Source organism: Actinomadura rugatobispora, from assembly GCF_042656285.1.
Lineage (GTDB): Bacteria > Actinomycetota > Actinomycetes > Streptosporangiales > Streptosporangiaceae > Spirillospora > Spirillospora rugatobispora.
In genome coordinates, this window is record NZ_JBHSON010000010.1 from 60469 (window position 1) to 79828 (window position 19360).

At 72.7% G+C, this 19360-nt stretch carries 22 protein-coding genes; 7 read left to right on the forward strand and 15 right to left on the reverse strand.

The genetic code is table 11. The annotated features are described in order from the left end of the window. Positions 1 to 47 precede the first annotated feature (47 nt). Genes ACFPZN_RS09210 through ACFPZN_RS09220 form a run of 3 tightly spaced genes read right to left on the reverse strand, consistent with a single transcriptional unit; the run spans position 48 to position 2438 of the window. On the reverse strand, positions 48 to 803 hold the full coding sequence (locus ACFPZN_RS09210) for an SDR family NAD(P)-dependent oxidoreductase (protein WP_378281405.1): 756 nt from the start codon (positions 801 to 803) through the stop codon (positions 48 to 50). Then, positions 800 to 1771 (reverse strand): C-terminal binding protein, encoded by a 972-nt coding sequence (locus tag ACFPZN_RS09215; protein WP_378281406.1) that lies wholly within the window; start codon positions 1769 to 1771, stop codon positions 800 to 802. Before ACFPZN_RS09215 ends, ACFPZN_RS09210 begins: the two co-directional genes overlap by 4 nt. Further along, positions 1764 to 2438 (reverse strand): GntR family transcriptional regulator, encoded by a 675-nt coding sequence (locus tag ACFPZN_RS09220; RefSeq protein WP_378281407.1) that lies wholly within the window; start codon positions 2436 to 2438, stop codon positions 1764 to 1766. Before ACFPZN_RS09220 ends, ACFPZN_RS09215 begins: the two co-directional genes overlap by 8 nt. 129 nt (positions 2439 to 2567) lie before the next feature. On the opposite strand from ACFPZN_RS09220, the gene ACFPZN_RS09225 reads away from it, so the two are divergent. The 5 genes from ACFPZN_RS09225 to ACFPZN_RS09245 are packed head-to-tail and all read left to right on the forward strand — an operon-like array spanning position 2568 to position 6617. Next, positions 2568 to 3359, forward strand: coding sequence for an SDR family NAD(P)-dependent oxidoreductase (locus ACFPZN_RS09225; RefSeq protein ID WP_378281408.1), 792 nt, complete (start codon positions 2568 to 2570; stop codon positions 3357 to 3359). After that, positions 3359 to 4243, forward strand: a complete 885-nt coding sequence (locus tag ACFPZN_RS09230; protein WP_378281409.1) for an amidohydrolase family protein — start codon at positions 3359 to 3361, stop codon at positions 4241 to 4243. The genes ACFPZN_RS09225 and ACFPZN_RS09230 overlap by 1 nt, the downstream gene beginning before the upstream one ends. Next, complete coding sequence (locus ACFPZN_RS09235; RefSeq protein WP_378281410.1) at positions 4240 to 5331, forward strand: Gfo/Idh/MocA family protein; 1092 nt, start codon at positions 4240 to 4242, stop codon at positions 5329 to 5331. Before ACFPZN_RS09230 ends, ACFPZN_RS09235 begins: the two co-directional genes overlap by 4 nt. A gap of 12 nt (positions 5332 to 5343) precedes the next feature. Continuing rightward, the gene (locus tag ACFPZN_RS09240; protein WP_378281411.1) at positions 5344 to 5787 is read left to right on the forward strand and encodes a VOC family protein; all 444 of its coding nucleotides are present in this window, start codon (positions 5344 to 5346) and stop codon (positions 5785 to 5787) included. Further along, a complete protein-coding gene (locus ACFPZN_RS09245) occupies positions 5787 to 6617 on the forward strand; it encodes a fumarylacetoacetate hydrolase family protein (protein ID WP_378281412.1) in 831 nt (276 codons plus the stop codon). Before ACFPZN_RS09240 ends, ACFPZN_RS09245 begins: the two co-directional genes overlap by 1 nt. Positions 6618 to 6624: 7 nt before the next feature. Here ACFPZN_RS09245 and ACFPZN_RS09250 read toward each other — a convergent pair whose 3' ends face one another. From ACFPZN_RS09250 to ACFPZN_RS09280, 7 genes are all read right to left on the reverse strand, one after another. Continuing rightward, on the reverse strand, positions 6625 to 7341 hold the full coding sequence (locus tag ACFPZN_RS09250) for an anti-sigma factor (RefSeq protein WP_378281413.1): 717 nt from the start codon (positions 7339 to 7341) through the stop codon (positions 6625 to 6627). Continuing rightward, on the reverse strand, positions 7338 to 7931 hold the full coding sequence (gene sigK, locus ACFPZN_RS09255; RefSeq protein ID WP_378281414.1) for an ECF RNA polymerase sigma factor SigK: 594 nt from the start codon (positions 7929 to 7931) through the stop codon (positions 7338 to 7340). The genes ACFPZN_RS09250 and sigK overlap by 4 nt, the downstream gene beginning before the upstream one ends. Positions 7932 to 8012: 81 nt before the next feature. Continuing rightward, positions 8013 to 9314, reverse strand: coding sequence for a metal-dependent hydrolase family protein (locus tag ACFPZN_RS09260; RefSeq protein WP_378281415.1), 1302 nt, complete (start codon positions 9312 to 9314; stop codon positions 8013 to 8015). After that, on the reverse strand, positions 9311 to 9643 hold the full coding sequence (locus ACFPZN_RS09265; protein WP_378281416.1) for a hypothetical protein: 333 nt from the start codon (positions 9641 to 9643) through the stop codon (positions 9311 to 9313). The genes ACFPZN_RS09260 and ACFPZN_RS09265 overlap by 4 nt, the downstream gene beginning before the upstream one ends. Continuing rightward, positions 9640 to 10899 (reverse strand): aromatic ring-hydroxylating oxygenase subunit alpha, encoded by a 1260-nt coding sequence (locus tag ACFPZN_RS09270; RefSeq protein ID WP_378281417.1) that lies wholly within the window; start codon positions 10897 to 10899, stop codon positions 9640 to 9642. Before ACFPZN_RS09270 ends, ACFPZN_RS09265 begins: the two co-directional genes overlap by 4 nt. Positions 10900 to 10961: 62 nt before the next feature. Then, on the reverse strand, positions 10962 to 11726 hold the full coding sequence (locus ACFPZN_RS09275) for an SDR family NAD(P)-dependent oxidoreductase (RefSeq protein WP_378281418.1): 765 nt from the start codon (positions 11724 to 11726) through the stop codon (positions 10962 to 10964). 26 nt (positions 11727 to 11752) lie between these two features. Further along, positions 11753 to 12790: a 2Fe-2S iron-sulfur cluster-binding protein gene (locus tag ACFPZN_RS09280; RefSeq protein ID WP_378281419.1), complete on the reverse strand. Its 1038-nt coding sequence runs from the start codon at positions 12788 to 12790 to the stop codon at positions 11753 to 11755. A 149-nt stretch (positions 12791 to 12939) separates the two neighbouring features. Here ACFPZN_RS09280 and ACFPZN_RS09285 point away from each other — a divergent pair, with 149 nt between their 5' ends. Next, positions 12940 to 13560 carry a TetR/AcrR family transcriptional regulator gene (locus tag ACFPZN_RS09285; RefSeq protein WP_378281420.1) on the forward strand — a complete coding sequence of 207 codons (621 nt, stop codon included), beginning with the start codon at positions 12940 to 12942 and terminating at the stop codon, positions 13558 to 13560. Positions 13561 to 13590: 30 nt separating this feature from the next. Here the strand turns inward: ACFPZN_RS09285 and ACFPZN_RS09290 are convergent, their stop codons facing one another. The 3 genes from ACFPZN_RS09290 to ACFPZN_RS09300 are packed head-to-tail and all read right to left on the reverse strand — an operon-like array spanning position 13591 to position 16105. Then, the gene (locus tag ACFPZN_RS09290) at positions 13591 to 14436 is read right to left on the reverse strand and encodes a TauD/TfdA dioxygenase family protein (RefSeq protein ID WP_378281421.1); all 846 of its coding nucleotides are present in this window, start codon (positions 14434 to 14436) and stop codon (positions 13591 to 13593) included. After that, a complete protein-coding gene (locus tag ACFPZN_RS09295) occupies positions 14433 to 14768 on the reverse strand; it encodes a hypothetical protein (RefSeq protein WP_378281422.1) in 336 nt (111 codons plus the stop codon). The genes ACFPZN_RS09290 and ACFPZN_RS09295 overlap by 4 nt, the downstream gene beginning before the upstream one ends. Next, positions 14765 to 16105, reverse strand: a complete 1341-nt coding sequence (locus ACFPZN_RS09300; RefSeq protein WP_378281423.1) for an aromatic ring-hydroxylating oxygenase subunit alpha — start codon at positions 16103 to 16105, stop codon at positions 14765 to 14767. Before ACFPZN_RS09300 ends, ACFPZN_RS09295 begins: the two co-directional genes overlap by 4 nt. 73 nt (positions 16106 to 16178) lie before the next feature. On the opposite strand from ACFPZN_RS09300, the gene ACFPZN_RS09305 reads away from it, so the two are divergent. Continuing rightward, positions 16179 to 17627 carry an aldehyde dehydrogenase gene (locus ACFPZN_RS09305; protein ID WP_378281424.1) on the forward strand — a complete coding sequence of 483 codons (1449 nt, stop codon included), beginning with the start codon at positions 16179 to 16181 and terminating at the stop codon, positions 17625 to 17627. Here ACFPZN_RS09305 and ACFPZN_RS09310 read toward each other — a convergent pair. Both ACFPZN_RS09310 and ACFPZN_RS09315 read right to left on the reverse strand, forming a co-directional pair. Then, the gene (locus ACFPZN_RS09310; protein WP_378281425.1) at positions 17599 to 18567 is read right to left on the reverse strand and encodes an arsenic resistance protein; all 969 of its coding nucleotides are present in this window, start codon (positions 18565 to 18567) and stop codon (positions 17599 to 17601) included. The genes ACFPZN_RS09305 and ACFPZN_RS09310 overlap by 29 nt on opposite strands. A 15-nt stretch (positions 18568 to 18582) precedes the next feature. Further along, positions 18583 to 19293, reverse strand: a complete 711-nt coding sequence (locus tag ACFPZN_RS09315) for a MerR family transcriptional regulator (protein WP_378281499.1) — start codon at positions 19291 to 19293, stop codon at positions 18583 to 18585. Positions 19294 to 19360: the final 67 nt, after the last annotated feature.

Sequence of the window (19360 nt, forward strand, 5' to 3'; positions counted from 1 at the left end):
CTCCCCTGCTTCGCGTGCGGTCGTGGCGGGCGGTGTCGGTCGATCGGTCAGTCCATGCGCAGGCCGCCGTTGACGTCGTAGGTGGCGCCGGTGGTGAACCCGGCCTCCGGGGAGACCAGCAGGCCGATCGCGTGCGCGACCTCCTCGGCCGCGCCGAGCCGGCCGAGCGGCACCGAGGCGGCGAGCGCGTCGCGGGCCCGGCCGTCCAGCGCGGCGATCATCTCGGTGCCGATGGGACCGGGGGCGACGGCGTTCACCCGGATGCCCTCGGGCGCGAGCCGGCGGGCGAACGACCGGGTGAGCGCCAGCACCGCGGCCTTGCTGGCGGCGTAGTGGACGCTGGTGGTGAGCCCCCCGGCCTGTCCCGCCAGCGAGGCGACGTTGACGATCGAGCGGTCGCCGCGCGCCGCCCGCAGCAGCGGGATCGCGGCCTTCACGACCAGGAAGGCGCCGCGGGCGTTGGTCTCCATGACGGCGTCCCAGTCCGCCGCCGTGATCGCCTCCCAGTCGGTGTACGGGCAGATCCCGGCGTTGTTGACGACGGCGTTGAGGCTCCCCCACTCCCCCGCGACCCGGTCGAGGAGCCGTGCGGCGCCGTCCGGGTCGCGCTGGTCCAGGTGCGAGGCGACCGCCCGCACGCCGAGGGCGCGGCATTCGGCGGCGACGCGGCCGGCGCCCGCGGCGTCGGCGGCGTAGGTGAGCCAGACGTCGTCGCCGCGGCCGGCGAGCAGGCGGCAGGGCGCGGCGCCGATGCCGCCGCTCCCTCCGGTGACCAGGACGGTGCGGTTCTCGGCCGGGGTCATCGGACGTACTCCGGGTTGACGATCGAGGGGACGGGCCGCCGGTCCAGGAAGTCCACGACCTGCCGCGCCGTCCGCTCGCCCAGTTCGTCCAGCGCCTGCGGCGAGTACCAGGCGGCGTGCGGGGTGAGGATGACGCCGGGCAGGTCGCGCAGGGGGCTGCCGGCGGGCAGCGGCTCGGTCTCGAACACGTCCAGCGCGGCCCCGGCCAGATGCCCGTCCCGGATCGCTCCGGCCAGCGCCGCCTCGTCGATCAGGCCGCCGCGGCAGGTGTTGACGACCACCGCGCCGCGCGGGAGGCGGGCGAGGGCGCGGGCGTCCAGCAGGTGGCGGGTGCGGGCGGTCAGCGGGACGTGCAGGCTGAGGACGTCGGCGGCGGCCAGCGTCGCCTCCAGCCCGGCGGGCCGGTGCCCCGCGGCCGTGATCACATGGTCGGTCACATGCGGGTCGTGCACGACGACCGGGAAACCGAGCGCGGCGGCGTGGGCGGCGGTGCGCGAGCCGATCCGGCCGAAGCCGACGACGCCCAGGGTGGTCCGGGACGGCCGGAAGGCGGCGGGCGCGTCCTCGGTCACCGCCCAGCGGCTCCGGCGCACCGCGCGGTCCAGCGGGAACAGCCGCCGTCCGGCCGCCATGACGAGCGCGATCGTGTGCGCCGCGACCTCCTCGACGCAGTAGTCGGGGGTGTTGGCGACGGCGATGCCGCGCGCGGTGGCGGCCTCGACGTCGATCATGTCGTAGCCGATCCCGAGCCGCCCGACGAACCTGCAGCGCTCCAGCCGGTCGAGGACCTTGGCGGTGATCGGCGCCCACTGCACCATCAGCGCGGTGGCGTCCGCGGCGGCCTCGATCACCTCGTCCTCGGTGCGGCACCGCGCGACCCTGGTCCGCAGCCCGCCCGCCCGCAGGATCTCCAGGACGCGTTCGGTGCCGGGCAGGTCGGTGTCGGTGACGACGACGAGCTCACTCATCGGCGGCCTCCGGCAGCGCGGTCCGGATGCGTTCGGCGGCGATCTCGATGTGGCGCGCCATCTCGGCCTGGGCGACCGCGGGGTCGGGGTCGAGGATCGCGTCGAGGAGCACGTCGTGGGTGGCGGCGTGGTGCTCCAGCTCCCCCGGCCGCAGCGCGGCCGTGGCCGCGCGCAGGAACGCGCCGATGCGGCTGCGCAGCTGGGTGACCAGCTCGCCCACGAGGCCGTGGTCGGCCAGTTCCCAGAGCCGCTCGTGGAAGCGCTGGTCGATGTCGAACACCTGCCGGAAGTTGCCCTCGACCGCTTCCTTGCGCATCCGCGCGACCATCGCGCGCAGTTCGCGTTCGTCCTCGTCGGTGAGGCGCTCCCGGACGCGGGTGACGACGAACTGCTCCAGGACGACGCGCAGCGAGCACAGTTCGTCCAGCTCCCGGGGCGTGAGCGTGGCGACCCGCGAGCCGCGGCGGGGCGTCCGCTCGATCAGCCCCTCGTCGGCCAGCTTCGACAGCGCCTCGCGGATCGGGATGTGACTCACGCCCAGCTCGGCGGCCAGCGCGCGCTCGACCAGCCGGGTCCCGGGCGCGTACCGACCGTCGTGGATCGCGTCCCGGATGCTGCCGGCCACCTGGTCGGCGAGGTTCCCGGGGTTCAGTGGGTTCAGTGTCATCTGCGCTTCCGTCATCTCGGCAGTGAACGCTATAGCATTTAGCGTATAGCGAGTTCATGGCAAACGCTATAGCATCTAGCGAACCCGTGGTGAGACCCGTGGTGAGACTCGTGGTGAAAGAGGGGCAGGATGCGGATCGCAGCACAGCGGAAGGCGCTGGTCACCGGCGGCGGATCGGGTTTCGGGCGGCTGATCGCCCACCGGCTGCACGCCGCCGGCGCGGCGGTGACGGTCGTGGACGTCGACGCGGACGGCGCCGCGGAGGTCGCCGGCGAGCTGGGCGACCGGGCGCTGGGCGTGACCGCCGACGTCCGGTCCCCCGAGGAGATGGCGCGGGCCGTCCGCACGACCGTGGAGAGGTTCGGCGGGCTGGACACCCTCGTCGTCTCGGCGGGCGTCTTCCACATCGGTTCGCTCGAGAGCACCACCGAGCAGGACTGGGACCGCACCCTCGGCGTCAACCTCAAGGGCGCGTTCATCACCGTCCAGGCCGCGGCCGCGCCGCTGCGCTCCAGCGGCCGGGGGCGGATCGTGACGATCGGCTCGGACTGCGGGCGGCGCGGCTTCGCCCGGCAGGTCCCCTACACCGCCTCCAAGTTCGGCCTGATCGGACTGACCGAGTCGGTGGCGGCCGAGCTCGCGCCGGACGGCGTCACGGCCAACTGCGTCTGCCCGGTGGGAGTGCCCACGACCGGCATGGGCCAGGAGGTGCTGGACTGGAAGGTCCGCCAGGCCGGGGAGACACCGGAGGCGATCATGAAGGCGACCGCCCGGACCAACCCGCTCGGCCGCAACGCCAGCGAGGACGACGTCGCCGACGCCGTGCTCTTCCTCCTGTCCGAGCAGGCGGGGTTCCTGACCGGGGTGACCCTGGACGTGGACGGCGGCGCGCACCTCGGCACGGTCCCGGGGACCCGCTGATGGCCGCCATCCCGCTGGTGGACACGCACGTCCACTTCCACGACATGGGCCATCCGAGGCTGCGCTACAGCTGGCTGGAGCCCGGCGCCCCCGTGGACGAGGTGACCGGCCCCGACGCCGCCATCCGCGCCCAGCGCTACTGGGCCGACGACTTCCTCGCCGAGACGCGCTTCCACAACGTCGCCAAGGTCGTGCACGTCCAGGCCGCGATCGGCAGCGAGGACCCGGTGGAGGAGACCCGCTGGCTCCAGGCGTTCGCCGACCGGCTCGGCGCCCCGCACGGGATCGTGGCCTACGCCGACCTCGCCCGTCCCGACGCGGCCGCGGTGCTCGCCCGGCACGCCGCGTTCGCCAACCTGCGCGGCATCCGCGACCTGCGCTACGACGGCTACCTGACCGACCCGGACTGGCATCGGGGCTACGCGGCACTGGAACGGTACGGCCTCGTCTGCTGCGACGACCCGGCCGTCGAAGAGATGGCCGACGCGCGGAAGCTGGCCGAACGCCATCCCGGGGTGACCCTGTGCGTGGACCACGCCGGATACCCGCGCCGCCGGGACCGCGCCTACTTCGAGGAATGGCGCGCCGGGATGCGCGAGCTGGCCAAGGCGCCGAACACGGTGGTGAAGATCTCCGGCCTCGGTCAGGCCGACCACCGGTGGACGGTCTCCTCGCTCCGCCCCTGGGTGCTCGAATGCGTCGAGGCGTTCGGCGCCGGCCGCGCGTTCTTCGGCTCGAACTGGCCCGTCGACCGCCTCTACAGCTCCTACGGCGACGTCGTGGACGCCTACGCCGAGATCATCGCGGAGTTCGGCGAGTCCGAGCGGCACGCGCTGTTCCACGGCAACGCCGAACGGATCTTCCGCCTCGGGGAGGGCTCATGACCGCCCGCTCCGGCGGCGGCGGGACCGGCGGGAGGGTCGCGCGGATCGCCGTGATCGGCTGCGGGTGGTGGTCCACCTACGCGCACCTGCCCGCGCTCTCCGAGCACCCCGGCGCGGAGATCGTCGCGGTGGCCGACTCCGACCCGGCGCGGCTGGAGGCGGCGGCGAAGGCGTTCGGCGTGCCCGCGGCGTTCGCCGACACGGCCGCCCTCCTGGACGCGGTGGACGTGGACGGCGTCGTGATCGCCGTCCCGCACGCCGCGCACCACCCGGTGGCCAGGCTCGCGCTGGAGCACGGGGCGCACGTGCTGCTGGAGAAGCCGATGACGATCGAGCCCGCGCACGCCCGCGAGCTGGTCGCGCTCGCCCGCGACCGCGGCGCCGAGCTGATCGTCGACTATCCGTGGCATTACAACGAGCATGTGCTGGCGCTGCGCGACACGATCGCCCAGGGGACGATCGGGCCCGTCGAGCACGTGTCGGTGCTGTACGCCTCCACGGTCCGCGAGCTGTACCGGGGCGATCCCGAGCCGTACCGGGAGGTGTTCGGTTACACCGTCAACGCCCCGGACTCGCGCACCTACAGCGACCCGGCACTGTCGGGCGGAGGGCAGGGGCAGACCCAGGTCACCCATGCGGCGGCCCTGCTGCTGTGGCTCACCGGGCTCCGCCCGCGGGGCATCGCCGCGTTCCGTGCCGATTTCGAGCTGGACGTGGACCTCGCCGACAGCATCGCGATCCGCTTCGAGGGGGGTGCGATCGGGACCCTGAGCTCCACCGGCGCCGTGCTGCCCGTCCATGAGGAGATCATGCGCCTGGAGGTCTTCGGCCGGCACGGGCACGTCCTGCTGGACGTCAACCAGGGCACGGCCTCGGTCCACCACGCGGGCGGCCTCACCGAACTGCCGCGGCTGCCCGCCGGGGAGCGCAATCCCGAGCACGCGCCCGTCCGCAACCTCGTGGACGTCGCGCTGGGGCGGGGCGGCAACGGCTCCCCCGCCGACGTCGGCCTGGGCGCCGTGCAGTTCGTCGCCGCCATGTACCGCTCGGCGCGGGACAACACCATCGTCGACCCGACGCGACTCTGAGAGGGACGCCCGATGCTCACAGGTTTCTCGCACGTGGGATTCACGGTCACCGACATCGAGGAGGCCGCCGCGTTCTACCAGAAGGTGTTCGAGGCCGAGCCGCTGGTGCGCCGCGTGTACGACGCCCCCTACACCTCGGTCCAGATCGGTTACCCCGACGCCCGGCTGGACATCGCGATCTTCCGGATCCCGGGGTCGGACGGGCTGCTCGAGCTCATCCAGTACCTCAACCCGGTCGGCGTCCCGGTCGACCTGGAGACCCGCAACCCCGGCACCGCCCACCTGTGCCTGAACACCGACGACCTGGACGCCGAGTACGCCAGGCTGACCGGGCTGGGGGCCACGCCCCGCAGCGCGGCCCCGGTGGAGATCACCTCCGGCCCCAACGCGGGGCGCCGGGTCGCCTACTTCCGCGACCCGCAGGGGCTGACCCTCGAACTGATGGAGATCCGCTGATGCGCGTCGCGAACCTCGGCGGACGCCTCGTCCTGCTCACCGGCTCCGGGGCGCTGGACGTGGAGGACGCCTCCGGCGGCCGGTTCGGCGCCGACCCCCAGGCCGTGTACGCCCGCTGGGCCGAGTTCGCCTCCTGGGCGGCGACGGCCTCCGGCGGGACGCCCTACGACCCGGACCTGCTCGGCCCGCCGGTCCCGGCACCGCGCCAGGTGTTCGCGATCGGGATGAACTACCGCGCGCACGCGGCCGAGGCGGGTTTCGAGACGCCCGACCGGCCCACGGTGTTCACCAAGTTCCCCAGCTGCGTCACCGGCCCCCGCGGCACGGTCGCGCTTCCGCCCGGCGGGCACACCGACTGGGAGGTGGAGCTGGTCGTCGTCATCGGCGCCACGGCCCGCCATGTGAAGGAGGCGGACGCCTGGGACCACGTCGCCGGCCTCACCGCGGGGCAGGACCTGTCCGAGCGCATCGGCCAGCTCGCGGGGCCCGCGCCCCAGTTCAGCCTGGCCAAGTCCCACCCGGGCTTCGGCCCGATCGGGCCGTGCCTGGTGACCCCGGACGCCTTCGACGACCCTGACGACATCGAGCTGTGGTGCGAGCTCAACGGGGAGCGGGTCCAGCACGGCCGGACGAGCGATCTGGTGTTCCCCGTCCCCCGCCTGATCGAGGAGCTGTCGGCGACGCTGCCGCTGCTGTCCGGCGACCTGATCTTCACCGGCACCCCCGCGGGCGTCGGCATGGGCCGCACCCCGCCGCGCCGGCTGGCCCCCGGCGACGAACTCGTCACCGGCGTCACCGGCGTCGGCGAGATGCGGCACCGGCTGCGTTGACGTCCCCTCAGCCGAGCGGGACGGTCAGGAAGGGCGCGCCGGTGGGTTGCGAGGACCCGCCTGCGGGTTCGACGGTGACGGCGATCGTGCGGGCGTCGGCAAGTCCCTCTGCGATGAACGGGCGCCGTCCCTGGCTCGCGGGCGGCGGCAGGGTTCCGGCCGAACGCGGGGCGGCCCGTCCGAGGTACCACAGCTGGTAGGTCTCGTTCTTGGGCAGGGCGCGGAGGCGGGACGCGGCGACCACGGCCTTGTCGAGCGAGCGGGAGGCCACGACGGTGAGGGTGCCGGCGCCGCCGGGCCGGGCGGTGGCGGTGCGGGCGTCGGGCGCGGTCAGGACGGCGGTGACCTGGCGGTCAAACGCCCGCGCGCGGTCGGCCTCGCGGTACTGCTGGACGGCCGCCGTACCGCTGATCAGGGCCAGGACCAGGCAGGCCGCGGCGAGGACCCACCCGGCGCCGCGGGCACGGGCGCGGGGCAGGCCGCGGGCGATCCTGGGCGGGAGCTGCCGGGTGTGGGCGATCTCCTCGAGGACGTCGCGGTGCAGGGAGTCCGGTGGCCGCCGGGTTGCGGCCACGGCCAGGCGCGCGGTGGTCTCGCGGAGGCCGCCGACCTCTTCGGCGCACGTGGCGCACCCGTCCAGGTGGCGCCGGAAGCGGCGGCGTTCGGTGTCGCTGAGCGCGTCCAGGGCGTAGGCGGCGGCCAGCAGGTGCGGGTCTTGGGTCATCGCTGGACTCCCAGGCAGTCGCGCATGCGGATGAGCCCGTCGCGCATACGGGTCTTGACCGCGGCCAGGCCGACGCCCAGCAGTTCGGCGACCTCCCGGTAGGTGTAGCCGCCGTAGTAGGCCAGGGTGATCGATTCGCGCTGGACGTCGGTGAGGCCGCCCAGGCAGCGCCGCACCTGCTGGTGCTCCAGGCGCGTGTGGGCCTCCTCCGCCACGACGTCGTAGTCCGGATCGGGGGCGGCGGCGCGCCTCTCCCGGTCGCGTCCCGCCTGGGAGGAGCGGACCCGGTCGATGGCGCGCCGGTGCGCCACCGTCATCGCCCACGCCAGGGCGCTGCCGCGCTCGGGCCGGTGGTGGGACGCCTTGCGCCAAATCTCGACGAGGACCTCCTGGGCGACCTCCTCTGCCTGGGCAGGATCGCGCAGCACCCGCAGGGCCAGCCCGTAGACGGGCCCGGACAACTGCTGGAAGACCTCTTCGAAGGCGTCCTGGTCACCGCGGGCGACACGGGCCAGCAGCACGGCCAGATCGTCCACGGCGTCCACCGTGCCCGGCGCCGCGCGCCGGGCCCGCCCGCTCGGATCGTTCATCGTCACAATCATGGTTCGGAGCGGACGGCGCCGCGGGTGGGTGTGTGAACAAGCTCACACGCCCGTCCGAACGGTGCGGGGTCAGGGGCCCTTGTGAATGCGGCCGTCCTTCATGACGAAACGGACGTCCTGGGTGACGGTGATGTCCCGGGACGGGTCGCCGGGGACGGCGATGATGTCGGCGAGAAAGCCCTCCCGCAGCCGGCCGAGCTCGTGGTCCAGCTCGACCAGCTCCGCGCTGGTGACCGTCGCCGCCCGCAGGGCCTGCATCGGCGTCATCCCGCGCGACACCAGCGCGACCAGTTCCTTGGCGTTGTCGCCGTGCGGGACGGCCGGGGCGTCGGTCCCGCAGGCGATCTTGACGCCGGCGGCGATGGCCTTGGGGAGCATCGACCGGGCCTGGGGGAACACCTCGGCCGCCTTCCTCCGCAGCTCCGGCGCGGCCCGCCCGATGTCCATCGCGTCGGTCAGGTAGGTCGTCGACACCAGGAACGTGCCGTGCTCGACCATCATCTTGAGGGTTTCCTCGCTGGCCAGGAAGCCGTGCTCGATGCAGTCGATGCCGGCCCGGACGCACGCCTGGACGGCCCGGTCGCCCACCGCGTGGGCGGCGACGCGGATGCCGGCCCGGTGGGCCTCGTCGGCGATGGCGGCCAGTTCCTCGTCGGAGTACTGCTGGGAGCCGGGGCCGGTGCTGTGCGACATCACCCCGCCCGAGGCCGACACCTTGATCACTTTGGCGCCGTGCCGGATCTGGTAGCGGACGCAGGCGCGCACCTCCCCCACGCCGTTGGCGATGCCCTCCCCGATGCTCAGCGGCATGATCCCCGGTGCCAGGCGCTGGAACACGGTCGGGTCGAGGTGGCCGCCGTAGGGGGTGACCGCGTGCCCGGCCGGGATGATCCGCGGGCCCTCCACCCATCCCTGGTCGACGGCGCGCTGCACCGCGACGTCCAGCAGGTAGCCGCCCGTCTTGACCATCAGGCCGAGGTTGCGGACCGTGGTGAAGCCGGCGTGCAGCGTCGTGCGGGCGTTGAGGGTCGCGCGGATCGAGCGGTACGCCGGATCGTCCTGGACGCCGTGCATCGGCAGCGGCAGGCCCGTCGGGGTCTCCGGGCCGCCGATCAGGAAGTTGAGCTCCATGTCCATCAGCCCGGGCAGCAGCGTCACCTCGCCCAGGTCGAGCTCGGTCGCCCCGGCCGGGATCTCGGCGGGGCCGATCGCGGCGATGCGGTCCCCCTCGACCACGATCACGGCCGGGGACCGGACCTCCCCCGCGTCGACGTCCACCCAGCGGGCGGCCCGCAGCACGATCGGCGCCGAAGGCGCCCCGGGGGGCGTGGGGGGTCGTCCCCCCTCGGACGGCGCAGCCGGAGCGGTCACGGGGCGGGCTCGATGTCGCAGTCGAAGGTCGACGAGCCGCTGTCGGGGACTTTCGGCTGGCGCCACACCTCGACGGGGAAGGACACCTCGATCATCGAGTACAGCAGGTGGAGGAGGTTGGTCGCGTCCTCGGGCAGCGCGTCGAACGGGAGCCGCTCGATGTAGGCCATGGCGTCCTCGGCGCGGGGCACGACCGCGTCGTAGAACGCCTGCATCTCCTCCATCGTGCTGGCGAGCCGGGTGCCGTACCGCTCGTGCTCGGTGGGGAGGCACCATTTCACGGCGAACGGTTCGAGACCGGCGAACTCCCGCGGCAGCAGCGCGCTCACTTGCGGGCCCCCTCGTGGTCGTGGACCCAGTCGCCGACGACCTTGTGGAGGTGCCGGCACAGGATCTCCTGGTCGTTGAGCAGGAAGCGGTCGACGTACCGGGTCTCCAGCATCATCTGCGTGGCCTCGAGCGTGTTGGCGTCCTGGAGTGCGAACTCCTTGAACGTCACCGCCGCCATCTCCTGGGCGATGCGCTCGCGGACGTTGGTGGCCGGCACGAAGTAGACGTTCCCCTCGAAGACGTGCGTGTTGGACGAGGTCGGCCAGTAGTGGTAGGTGAGGTACCACCCCTGGCTCCAGATGAGGATCACGAAGTTCGGGAACAGCTGGAAGGAGTCCAGCCCCCAAGGTTCGCACTTGGCGGGGTTGACGCCGGCCGGCATCTCGCCCAGGTCGATCTGGTCCCACGGGCCGAACAGCCCGCTGCGGGTCAGGATCTCCATGGGCTTGACCAGCTCGGTGTCCATCTCCCAGAAGCGGACGCCCGACGTGCTCACCATCCGGTGCGGATCCTCGAGCTGGTAGTGCGGCGCCTCGAATCCGGCCTGCTGGGCGGCCGTGGAGTACTTCTCCGGCGACTGCTTCGCGTGCAGGACCGGTGCGTGGTAGAACTCGGCGAAGGCGTCCATGTACAGCTTCCAGTTGGCCTGGATCGTGGTGCTGTACCCGAAGCGGGCGGTCTGCTTCTCGAACGGGTAGCCCTCCAGGGCGGTCACCATCGGGCCGAGGAACTCGCGCAGCGACTGCTCGGGCTCGCGGGCGAAGTTCACGAAGATGAACCCGGCCCAGACGTCGCAGTGCACCGGCGCCAGTCCGTACCTGCTCTTGTCGACGTCGAAGAACTCGCCCTCCTGCTGGATGAAGTTCAGCGAGCCGTCGAGGTCGTAGCGCCAGCCGTGGTACTTGCAGGTGAACTGGCGGCAGAAGCCCGCGGTGTCCTGCTTGGGGTCGTCCGACCAGACGAGCTTGTTGCCGCGGTGGCGGCAGATGTTGTGGAAGGCGCGGACCTCCCCCTCCCTGTCGCGGACGACGACGATCGCCGCGCCGGCGGCGGCGATGTCCTTGGTGAAGTAGCTGCCCTTGCGCGGGAGCTGCTCCACCCGGCCGACGTTCAGCCAGGCGCGCTTGAAGATCGCCGCCTTCTCACGCTCGTAGAACTCGGGGGTGATCGAGTCCTCGTAGGACACCGGCTCCGTGCCCAGCTCGGGATAGTGCTGGGTCCAGCTGCCCTCGGGCGGCTTGGGGAATCGCGGCATGGTCCTCCTCCTTCAGGGCGATGGGGCGGTGGGGCGATGGGGTGGATGGGGGCGGCCGGGCGTCACAGCACCGACCCGCCGTTGACGCCGAGGACCTGCCCGGTGATGAAGCCGGCCTCCTCGGAGGCGAGGAAGGCGGCCGCCGCGGCGATGTCGTCCGGGGTCCCGAGATGGCCGAGGGGGATGTTCGCGGCCATCTTCTCGTTCGGGGGCAGGTTCCCCTCGGCCTGCGACCGGTGCTGCATCGGGGTCTCGATCCCCGACGGCGGGATGCTGTTGACCGTGATGCCCTGGGACGCGTAGGCGCGGGCCAGGGACTTGGTCAGCACGATCACCCCGCCCTTGGCGGCCGCGTAGTGCGCCATGGTGGGCGAGCCCCGCTGGGCACTGGACGAGGCGATCGTGACGATGCGGCCCCAGCGCGCCGCGACCATGTCGGGCACGGCGGCCTGGCAGCAGTGGAAGGTGCCGGTGAGGTTCACGTCGATGAGGCGGTTCCACCGCTCGGGAGTGATCTCCTCGAACCGGTCGAAGGCGACGAGACCGGCGCTGGTCACGAGGATCTCCGTCGGCCCGAGCGCCGCGCGGATCTCGGTGAACGCGGCGTCGAGGGCGGGGCGGTCGGTGACGTCGGCGGCGAGCCCGAGCGTCTCCACGCCTTGCGTCCGCAGTTCCTTGGCGACCCGGGCCGCGCCGTCGCCGTCGAGGTCGAGCACGGCGACGCGGTGGCCCTGCTCGGCCAGGTGGCGGCAGGTGGCCTCGCCGATGCCCGACGCCCCTCCCGTGACCACCGCCACCCGGGGCCGCCGCCCCTCCGTACGTGGCATCGCTCCGTCCCTCCTCATTCTCATGGTCATTCGTAGACGACCTCGACGACGGGGCTGGCCGGCACCGCCTGGCAGGTGAGCACCCATCCCTCGTCGACCTCGTCGGGGGTCAGCGCCTCGTTGTTCCGCATGACCGCGCGCCCCTGCACGACGCGGGCCATGCAGGTGGCGCAGGTCCCCGCCTCGCACGACGAGGGCGCCCGGAGACCGGCGGACCGCGCCGTCTGCAGGAGCGTGGCGTTGTGGCGGTGCGCAACGGTCGCGGTCTTGCCGCCGAGCTTGACGGTCACCTCGATGCCGTCGGCGGGGCCGGTCGCGGGCTGCTCGGCGGGGGTGAACCGCTCGATGCGGATCCGGTCCTGTCCGACCCCCAGGTCACGGAGCCCGGCTTCGGCGACGTCCATGAAGCCGTCCGGCCCGCAGATGTAGAAGGCGGCGTCGCCGGCGCCGGCGGCGTGGCGGGCCACGGTGCCGCGGTCGACGAAGCCGCGCGCCAGGTCCTCGTGGTGCTCGACGGCGAGGCGGTCCGGGTGTCGTCCCGCCAGCGCGTCGAGCTCGTCGCCGAAGATGGCGGCCTCCCGGGCGCGGTTGGCGTAGAGGAGGCGGACGCGGCGTCCGGTGGTGGCGAGGGCGGTCTTCAGGATGGAGAACACGGGCGTGATGCCGCTGCCGGCGGCGAACGCCACGATGTCGTGCCCGCCCCGGTCGAGGACGAACGAGCCGCCCGGCCGGGCGACGTCGAGCACATCCCCCTCGCCGACGGCGTCGTTCAGCCAGTTCGAGACCAGGCCGCCCGGCACCCGCTTCACCGTCACCCGCAGTTCGCCGTCCACCTCCGGCGCGGACGACATCGAGTAGCTGCGCAGGTGGGTCCGCCCCTGGCGGGCGACGCGGATCGTGACGAACTGCCCGGCCTCGTAGGCGAAGGCGCCGGCCAGCCCGGACGGCACCTCGAACACGAGCGAGCGGGCCTCCGGGGTCTCCTCGACGATGCGCCGGACGCGCAGCGGGTGGTACCGGAGGCGCTCCGGGACCCGGTCCGGGGGCACCGCGTCTGAGGGCATGCTCTTCCCATCGGCCGGGACGTTAGTCAAGCGACTAACATCTTTGATCACATGATTAACATGGGAGCCGCACCGGGGGCAAGGGCCGGGGGCGGCCGCCCGGGCGCCATACTGGAGAAAGATCTGGGACCTGCAGGGGGAGGACGCGCATGCCGGCACGACGGAGCCCCGTCGACGAGTCGGCGACCCGCACCGCGCTGCTCGACGCCACCGAGGAGCTCATGCTCGAGGAGGGGTACGCGGCCGTCACCACCCGCCGGCTCGGGGCGAAGGCGGGGCTCAACAACGCGCTGGTGTTCTACTACTTCGGAACGGTCGACAACCTGTTCATCGAGCTCTTCCGGCGGGGCGCCGAGCGGAGCCTGCGGCGGCTCGAGGAGGCGCTGCGGTCCCCGCAGCCCCTGTGGGCCTTCTGGGAGCTGACCCACGACTTCTCCAGCAACGCGCTCATCATGGAGTTCACCGCGCTGGCCAACCACCGCAAGGCCATCCGCGCCGAGATCGCCGCGTATTCGAGGAAGTTCCGCACGCTGCAGCTCGAAACGCTCTCGGGCGTGCTCGAAGGCCACGGCGTCGATCCCCGGCGGTGGCCGCCCGCGTCGCTGATCCTCCTGATGGCCAGCTTCTCCCGCTTCATGCACATCGAAGAGGGATTCGACCTCGACATCGGCCACGCCGAGACGGTCGCGGTCATCGAGCGCGAGATCCGCGCCCTCGAGGGCGAGCGGCGGCCGGCCGGTGACGGGGCCGTCGCCGGCCGCGCCGAGTAGGCGCACCGGCCGGCGAACGACCCCGGGCCCTCAACGGATCGGCTCGTCTCCGAACACCGTCGTGCGGAGCAGCTCGCGGGGCGAGTCCGGAGGGTACGGCGCGGCGCGGTGCACGACGCCGGTGTTGTCCCAGATGACGGTGTCCCCCACCGACCACCGGTGGCGGTAGACGCGCTCGGGCGCGGTCGTCCGGTCGAGCAGCTCCTGCAGCAGGGCCCGGCCCTCGCCGGCGTCCATCCCGACGACATGGTCGGCATGGGCGCCGATGACGAGCGACCTGCGGCCGGTGCGGCGCGTCCACACCAGCGGGTGGGTCGACGTCGGCCGCCTCCGCCACCGTTCGAGCTGCTCGGGCGCGGGATCGGGCGTGACCCGGCGCTGGGACGCCTCCAGCGAGTGCACGACGCGCAGGGAGCCGAACCGTTCCCTCTCCTCGTCGCCGAGCAGCTCGTAGGCGGCGTAGGTGCTGGCGAACTCCGTCTCCCCGCCGCCGGCGGCCACCTCCTTGGCGCTGAGGACGGTGGCCTTCTGCGGCGGCTCTCCGTTGAGCGGCGTGCAGCCGTCCATGTGCCACTCGAAGGTGGCCTTGAGGTAGTCGGCCGACGCGTTCTTCGACTTGTCGAGCGTCACGCGGTAGATCCCGGGGACGGCGTGGTGCCCGGCCTCGTAGTCGATCTCGCCGAGCCGCCGGGAGAAGGCGACCTGGTTCTCCGGGTCGAGGTGGAGGCCGCGCAGGACCAGGACGCCGTACTGCTCGAGCGCGTCCAGGATGGCCCCGGCGACGGCGTCGTCCCGGGCGAGCCGCTCGGCGCTCAGGCCGCCGACCTCGGCGCCGACGGTGGCGGCGAGGGGCCGGCAGGTGATGGTCGTGGTCACGGGGAGGGCTCCAGGTAGCGGTCGAAGTAGGCGGTGCCGGAGTCGATGACCTTGGGCTGGTGCCAGACCTCGACGGGCAGCGAGACCATGATCAGCGAGTACACGAGGTGGAGCAGGTTCAGCTCCCGCTCGGGCAGCTCGTGCAGCGGGAACGTGTCCAGGTGCGCCATGGCGTCGCGCACGCGCGGGTACATCGCGTCGTAGAACGGCTGCATCTCCGCGATCGTGCTGTTCAGCCGCTCGGCGTACCGGGCCGCCTCGGTCGGGATGCACCACTTGGCGGCGAACGGCTCGCAGTCGGCGAACGCGTCCGGAAGCATCGGGTCGCTCACGCGGGGACCCCCTGCTCGTCGCGCAGGTAGGACCGCACCCAGTCGCCGACGACCTTGTGCAGGTGCCGGACCGTGACCTCCTGGTCGGACAGCGGGTACGCGTCGATGACCCGCGACTCCAGGCCCAGCTGGGTCCCGTCGAGGGTGCCCGCGTCCTGGAGGCCGGCCTCCTTGGACACCACGGCGGTGACCTCGTGCCGGATCCGCTCGCTGGCGTTGCGCGACGGCGGGAAGTAGTACGACATCTCCCACGTGTGCGTGTTGGGGGAGGTCGGCCAGTACTGGTACGTGAGATACCAGCCCCGCTCGTAGACCAGGATCACGAAGTTGGGGAAGATCTGGAAGTTCGAGATCGACCACGGATCGAGCCCTCCGGGGTTGAGCCCGGCCGGCAGGTTGACCGGGTCGAGCTCGGGGATGTCCGGGCGCTCCCAGGGGCCCATGAGGCCGGCCTCGGTGACGTGCTCGATCGGGTACATCTCGTGCGGCGGCGTCAGATGCCTGGGGACGCCCTTCCACCCGCCCGTGCTCACCAGCCGGTGCGGCCCGTCCATCTGGAAGTGCGGGACCTTGAAGCCGGTCTGGAAGCTCCGCAGCGCCGGGACCTGCTGCTGCGAGTGCAGGATCGACGCGTGGTAGTACTCCTGGAACGCGTCGAGGAAGATCTTCCAGTTGCTGAGGATGTCGGCCTTGAACGCGTACCGCTCGGTGACCAGGTGGAACGGGTAGCCCTCCAGGCCCCGCACCATCGGCCCGAGGAACTCCGGCAGCGACTGGCTCGGCTCGTCGGCCAGGTTGACGAAGACGAACCCTTCCCAGACCTCGCAGTGCACCGGCACGAGCGGGAACTCGGCCTTGTCGAAGTCGAAGTACTCCTCTTCCTGGAGGACGAACTTCAGCGCACCGTCCAGGCCGTACCGCCAGCCGTGGTACTTGCACATGAACTCGCGGCAGGTGCCGCGGGTCTCCTCGCGCGGCGTCTCGCCCCACAGCAGCTTGTTGCCGCGGTGGCGGCACACGTTGTGGAACGCGCGGACCCGGTCGTCGAGCCCCCGCGTGAGGATGAGCGAGGTCCTGGCGACGCCGAGGTCCTTGGTGAAGAAGCTCCCCTTGCGGGGCAGCTGCTCGACCCGGCCGACGTTCAGCCACGCCCGCCGGAAGATCGCCTCGCGTTCCAGCTCGTAGAACTCCGGCGAGATCGAGTCCTCGTACGACACCAGGCCGGTCCCCATCTCCGGAACCCGTCCGGTCCAGCTGGCCTCCGGCGGCTTGCCCGAACGCGCCATGGCCCGTCCTTCCCTGCCGTCCCGCTCGACGACATCTGTCGCGATGTTCATCGACTGACTAACATGCTCTGGATAACACGCGCCGAGCCGGGGCCGCAAGGTCCGCGCCGACGAGGGAGCGTTCATGAACGAGTGGAAAGACCTGTTCATCGGGGGCGAGTGGATCACCCCGGAGAGCGGCCGGCACATCGAGGTGATCTCCCCGCACACCGAGGAGCCGATCGGCCGCGCCGCCGCGGCGGGCACCGCGGACGTCGACCGCGCCGTCGCCGCGGCCCGGCGGGCGTTCGACGAGGGGCCGTGGCCGCGTACCGATCCGGCCGAGCGGGTCGCGGTGATCCGCCGGCTGGCCGCGCTCTACGGCGAGCGCCGCGACGAGCTGGCCGCGCTCATCACCGCCGAGCTGGGCGCCCCCATCTCCTTCGCCGAACGGGCGCAGGTCGCCCTGCCCTGGTCGATGATGAGCGCGATCGCCGACATCGCCGACGGCTACCCGTGGCAGGAGAAGCGGCCCGGCGTGTACGGGCAGGACATCGTCCTGCGCAGGGAGCCCGTCGGCGTCGTCGCCGCGGTGATCCCGTGGAACATGCCGCAGTTCCTCACGGTGACCAAGATCGTCCCGGCGCTGCTCGCGGGCTGCACCGTCGTGCTCAAACCGGCACCGGAGTCGCCGCTCGACGCGCTGTTCCTGGCCGGCCTGTTCGAGCAGGCCGGCCTGCCGCCGGGCGTGGTGAGCGTCATCCCCGCCGACCGCGACGTGAGCGCGCACCTCGTCGCCCACCCCGGCGTCGACAAGGTCTCCTTCACCGGCTCGACGGCGGCCGGCCGGCAGGTGGCGGCGGCGTGCGCCGCCAACCTCACCAGGGTCGGCCTCGAACTCGGCGGGAAGTCGGCGGCCATCGCGCTGGAGGACGCCGACCCGGCGGCGGTGGCGACGGCCGTCCGCTTCTCGGGCATGGGCATGGCCGGGCAGATCTGCAACGCCCTCACGCGCGTGCTCGTACCGGCGAACCGCGTCGACGAGCACGCCGACGCCCTCGCGGCGACGCTGTCGGCCCTCAAGGTCGGCGATCCGACCGACCCGCGGACCGAGATGGGCCCGCTCGTGGCCGAACGCCAGCAGCGGCGCGTGCGAGAGTACATCGACATCGGCGTGCGCGAGGGCGCCCGGCTCGTCACCGGCGGCACGGGCCTGCCCGAGGGCGTCGAGCGCGGCTGGTACGTGCGGCCCACCGTGTTCAGCGGCGTCGACCCCTCGATGACCATCGCCCGCGAGGAGATCTTCGGCCCGGTGATCGCGGTGCTGCCCTACCGCGACGAGGACGAGGCCGTCCGCATCGCCGACGACACCGAGTACGGCCTGGCCGGCGCGGTGTTCACGGCCGACACCGAGCGCGGCCTCGGCGTGGCCGCCCGGGTGCGCGCCGGCACCTTCGGCGTGAACCAGGGGTACTCGATGGACCCGGCCGCGCCCTTCGGCGGTGTGAAGGCCAGCGGCTACGGCCGCGAACTCGGCCGCGAGGGCATCGAGGGCTACCTCGACATCAAGTCGATCTCGATCGCGGCCCCGTAGCCGGCGTCGGCAGCAGCCGCGGCACCGCCCGGATGTAGACCACCATGCCGATCACCTCCACCAGGGTCTGGGCGACCACCACCACCGCGGCGACGGCCAGCGTGTCGGGCAGGGCCAGGGCCAGGGGGAGGACGACCAGGGAGTTGCGGGTGGCACCGGTGAACACGATGGCCCGGCCGGCGGGCACGTCCAGGCGGAACAGGCGGGCGACGCCGAGACCGGCGAAGGCCATCACCACCAGGAAGGCCACGTAGAACGGCACGACGCGGGCCACGGCGGCCAGGTCGCCGCCCAGTTCGGGCACCTGGGAGGCGACCACCGTGGCCAGGGTGGCCGCCATCAGCGGCACCATGGCCGTGCCCGCCGCGTCCGCGGCCCGCCGCCCGGCCGGCCGGCGGGCCGCCCATGCCTGGGTGAGCCAGGCCAGCGCGAGCGGGACGACGATCAGCGTCAGGAACGCCTCGACGAACGGGCGGGCGTCCACCACCTCGGCCAGCCCCGGCCCCATGAACACGAACAGGAACCCCGGCAGCAGGATCATCTGGACGAGCAGCAGCAGCGGGGTCGCGGCCAGCAGTCGCCGGTTGTCGCCGCCGGCCAGCCCCGAAAAGACGATCACGTAGTCGACGCACGGCGTCAGGAGCACCAGCAGCACGCCCAGCCGGACGGCCTGATCACCGGGCAGGAACCCGAACATCGCGGCCACGACCAGCGGGACGACCGCGAAGTTCACCACCAGGGCGGCGGCCAGGAACCGGCCCGCGCGCAGCGACCGGGCCAGATCGGCGGCGGGGACCTGCAAGAACGTCACGTACAGCAGTGCCGCCAGCACCGGGTTGATGGCGTGCTCGAGCCAGGGCCCCGCAGCGGGGGCGGCCCGGCCCACCAGGCCCCCGGCCGCCAGGGCCCCCACGTAGACGGCGACCTGGTGGCGTTCCATGGTGGACAAGAGCGGTCACACCGCCGGGGCGAACAGATCGGCGAGCAGGCCGGCGCCTTCGTCCGGGGCCCGGACCTCCAGACGCAGCACCGGGCCGTCCAGATGCAGGCGGAAGTCGAAGAAGGGGCAGCACCGCTGCTCGGCGGCGGCCAGCGCGGCGATGTCGGCGGTCCGTTCGGCGGGCAGGACCAGGCGCACACCGCCGTCGATCTCCTCGCGTCCGGCCCCCGACAGCAGTCGGCGCCACTGCCCGGCCCGCTCGGTGACACCGTCGCCGGGCAGCGAGCAGGCCACCGGGGCGGTGCGCCACCGTTCGGTCGGTACGGGGTCGGGCTCGAGGAAGGCGCAGTGCGGATCGCAGGGGGTGCTGCGGTCCGGCAACGCGTCCAGGTGCTCCAGCGCGCGGTGCAGTGTGCCGGTGAACGCGGCCAGCTCCGCCGCACGCCCCTCCGCCTCGGCGATCCGCGCGGCGATCCTGGGCCGCAGATCGGCCTTCACGTCCATGCAGGCGCCCGACTCCCGCACCGCCAGCAGCTCGGCGATCTCCTCCAGCGGCAGCCCGAGGTGCTTGGCCGCGCCGATGAACGCCAGGCGCTCGGCGGCGTCCTCGCCATAGAGCCGGTAGCCGGCCGGGCTGCGCCCGGCGGGCAGCAGCCCCGCCGCGTCGTAGAACCGCAGCGTGCTGGCCGGGACACCGGTACGTTCGGCGAGCTGGGAGATCCGCATCGTGTTCACGCCTCGACCGTAAACCTTTGACCCGACTCTAAGGTCAAGCGCCCAGAGGCCCCGATCC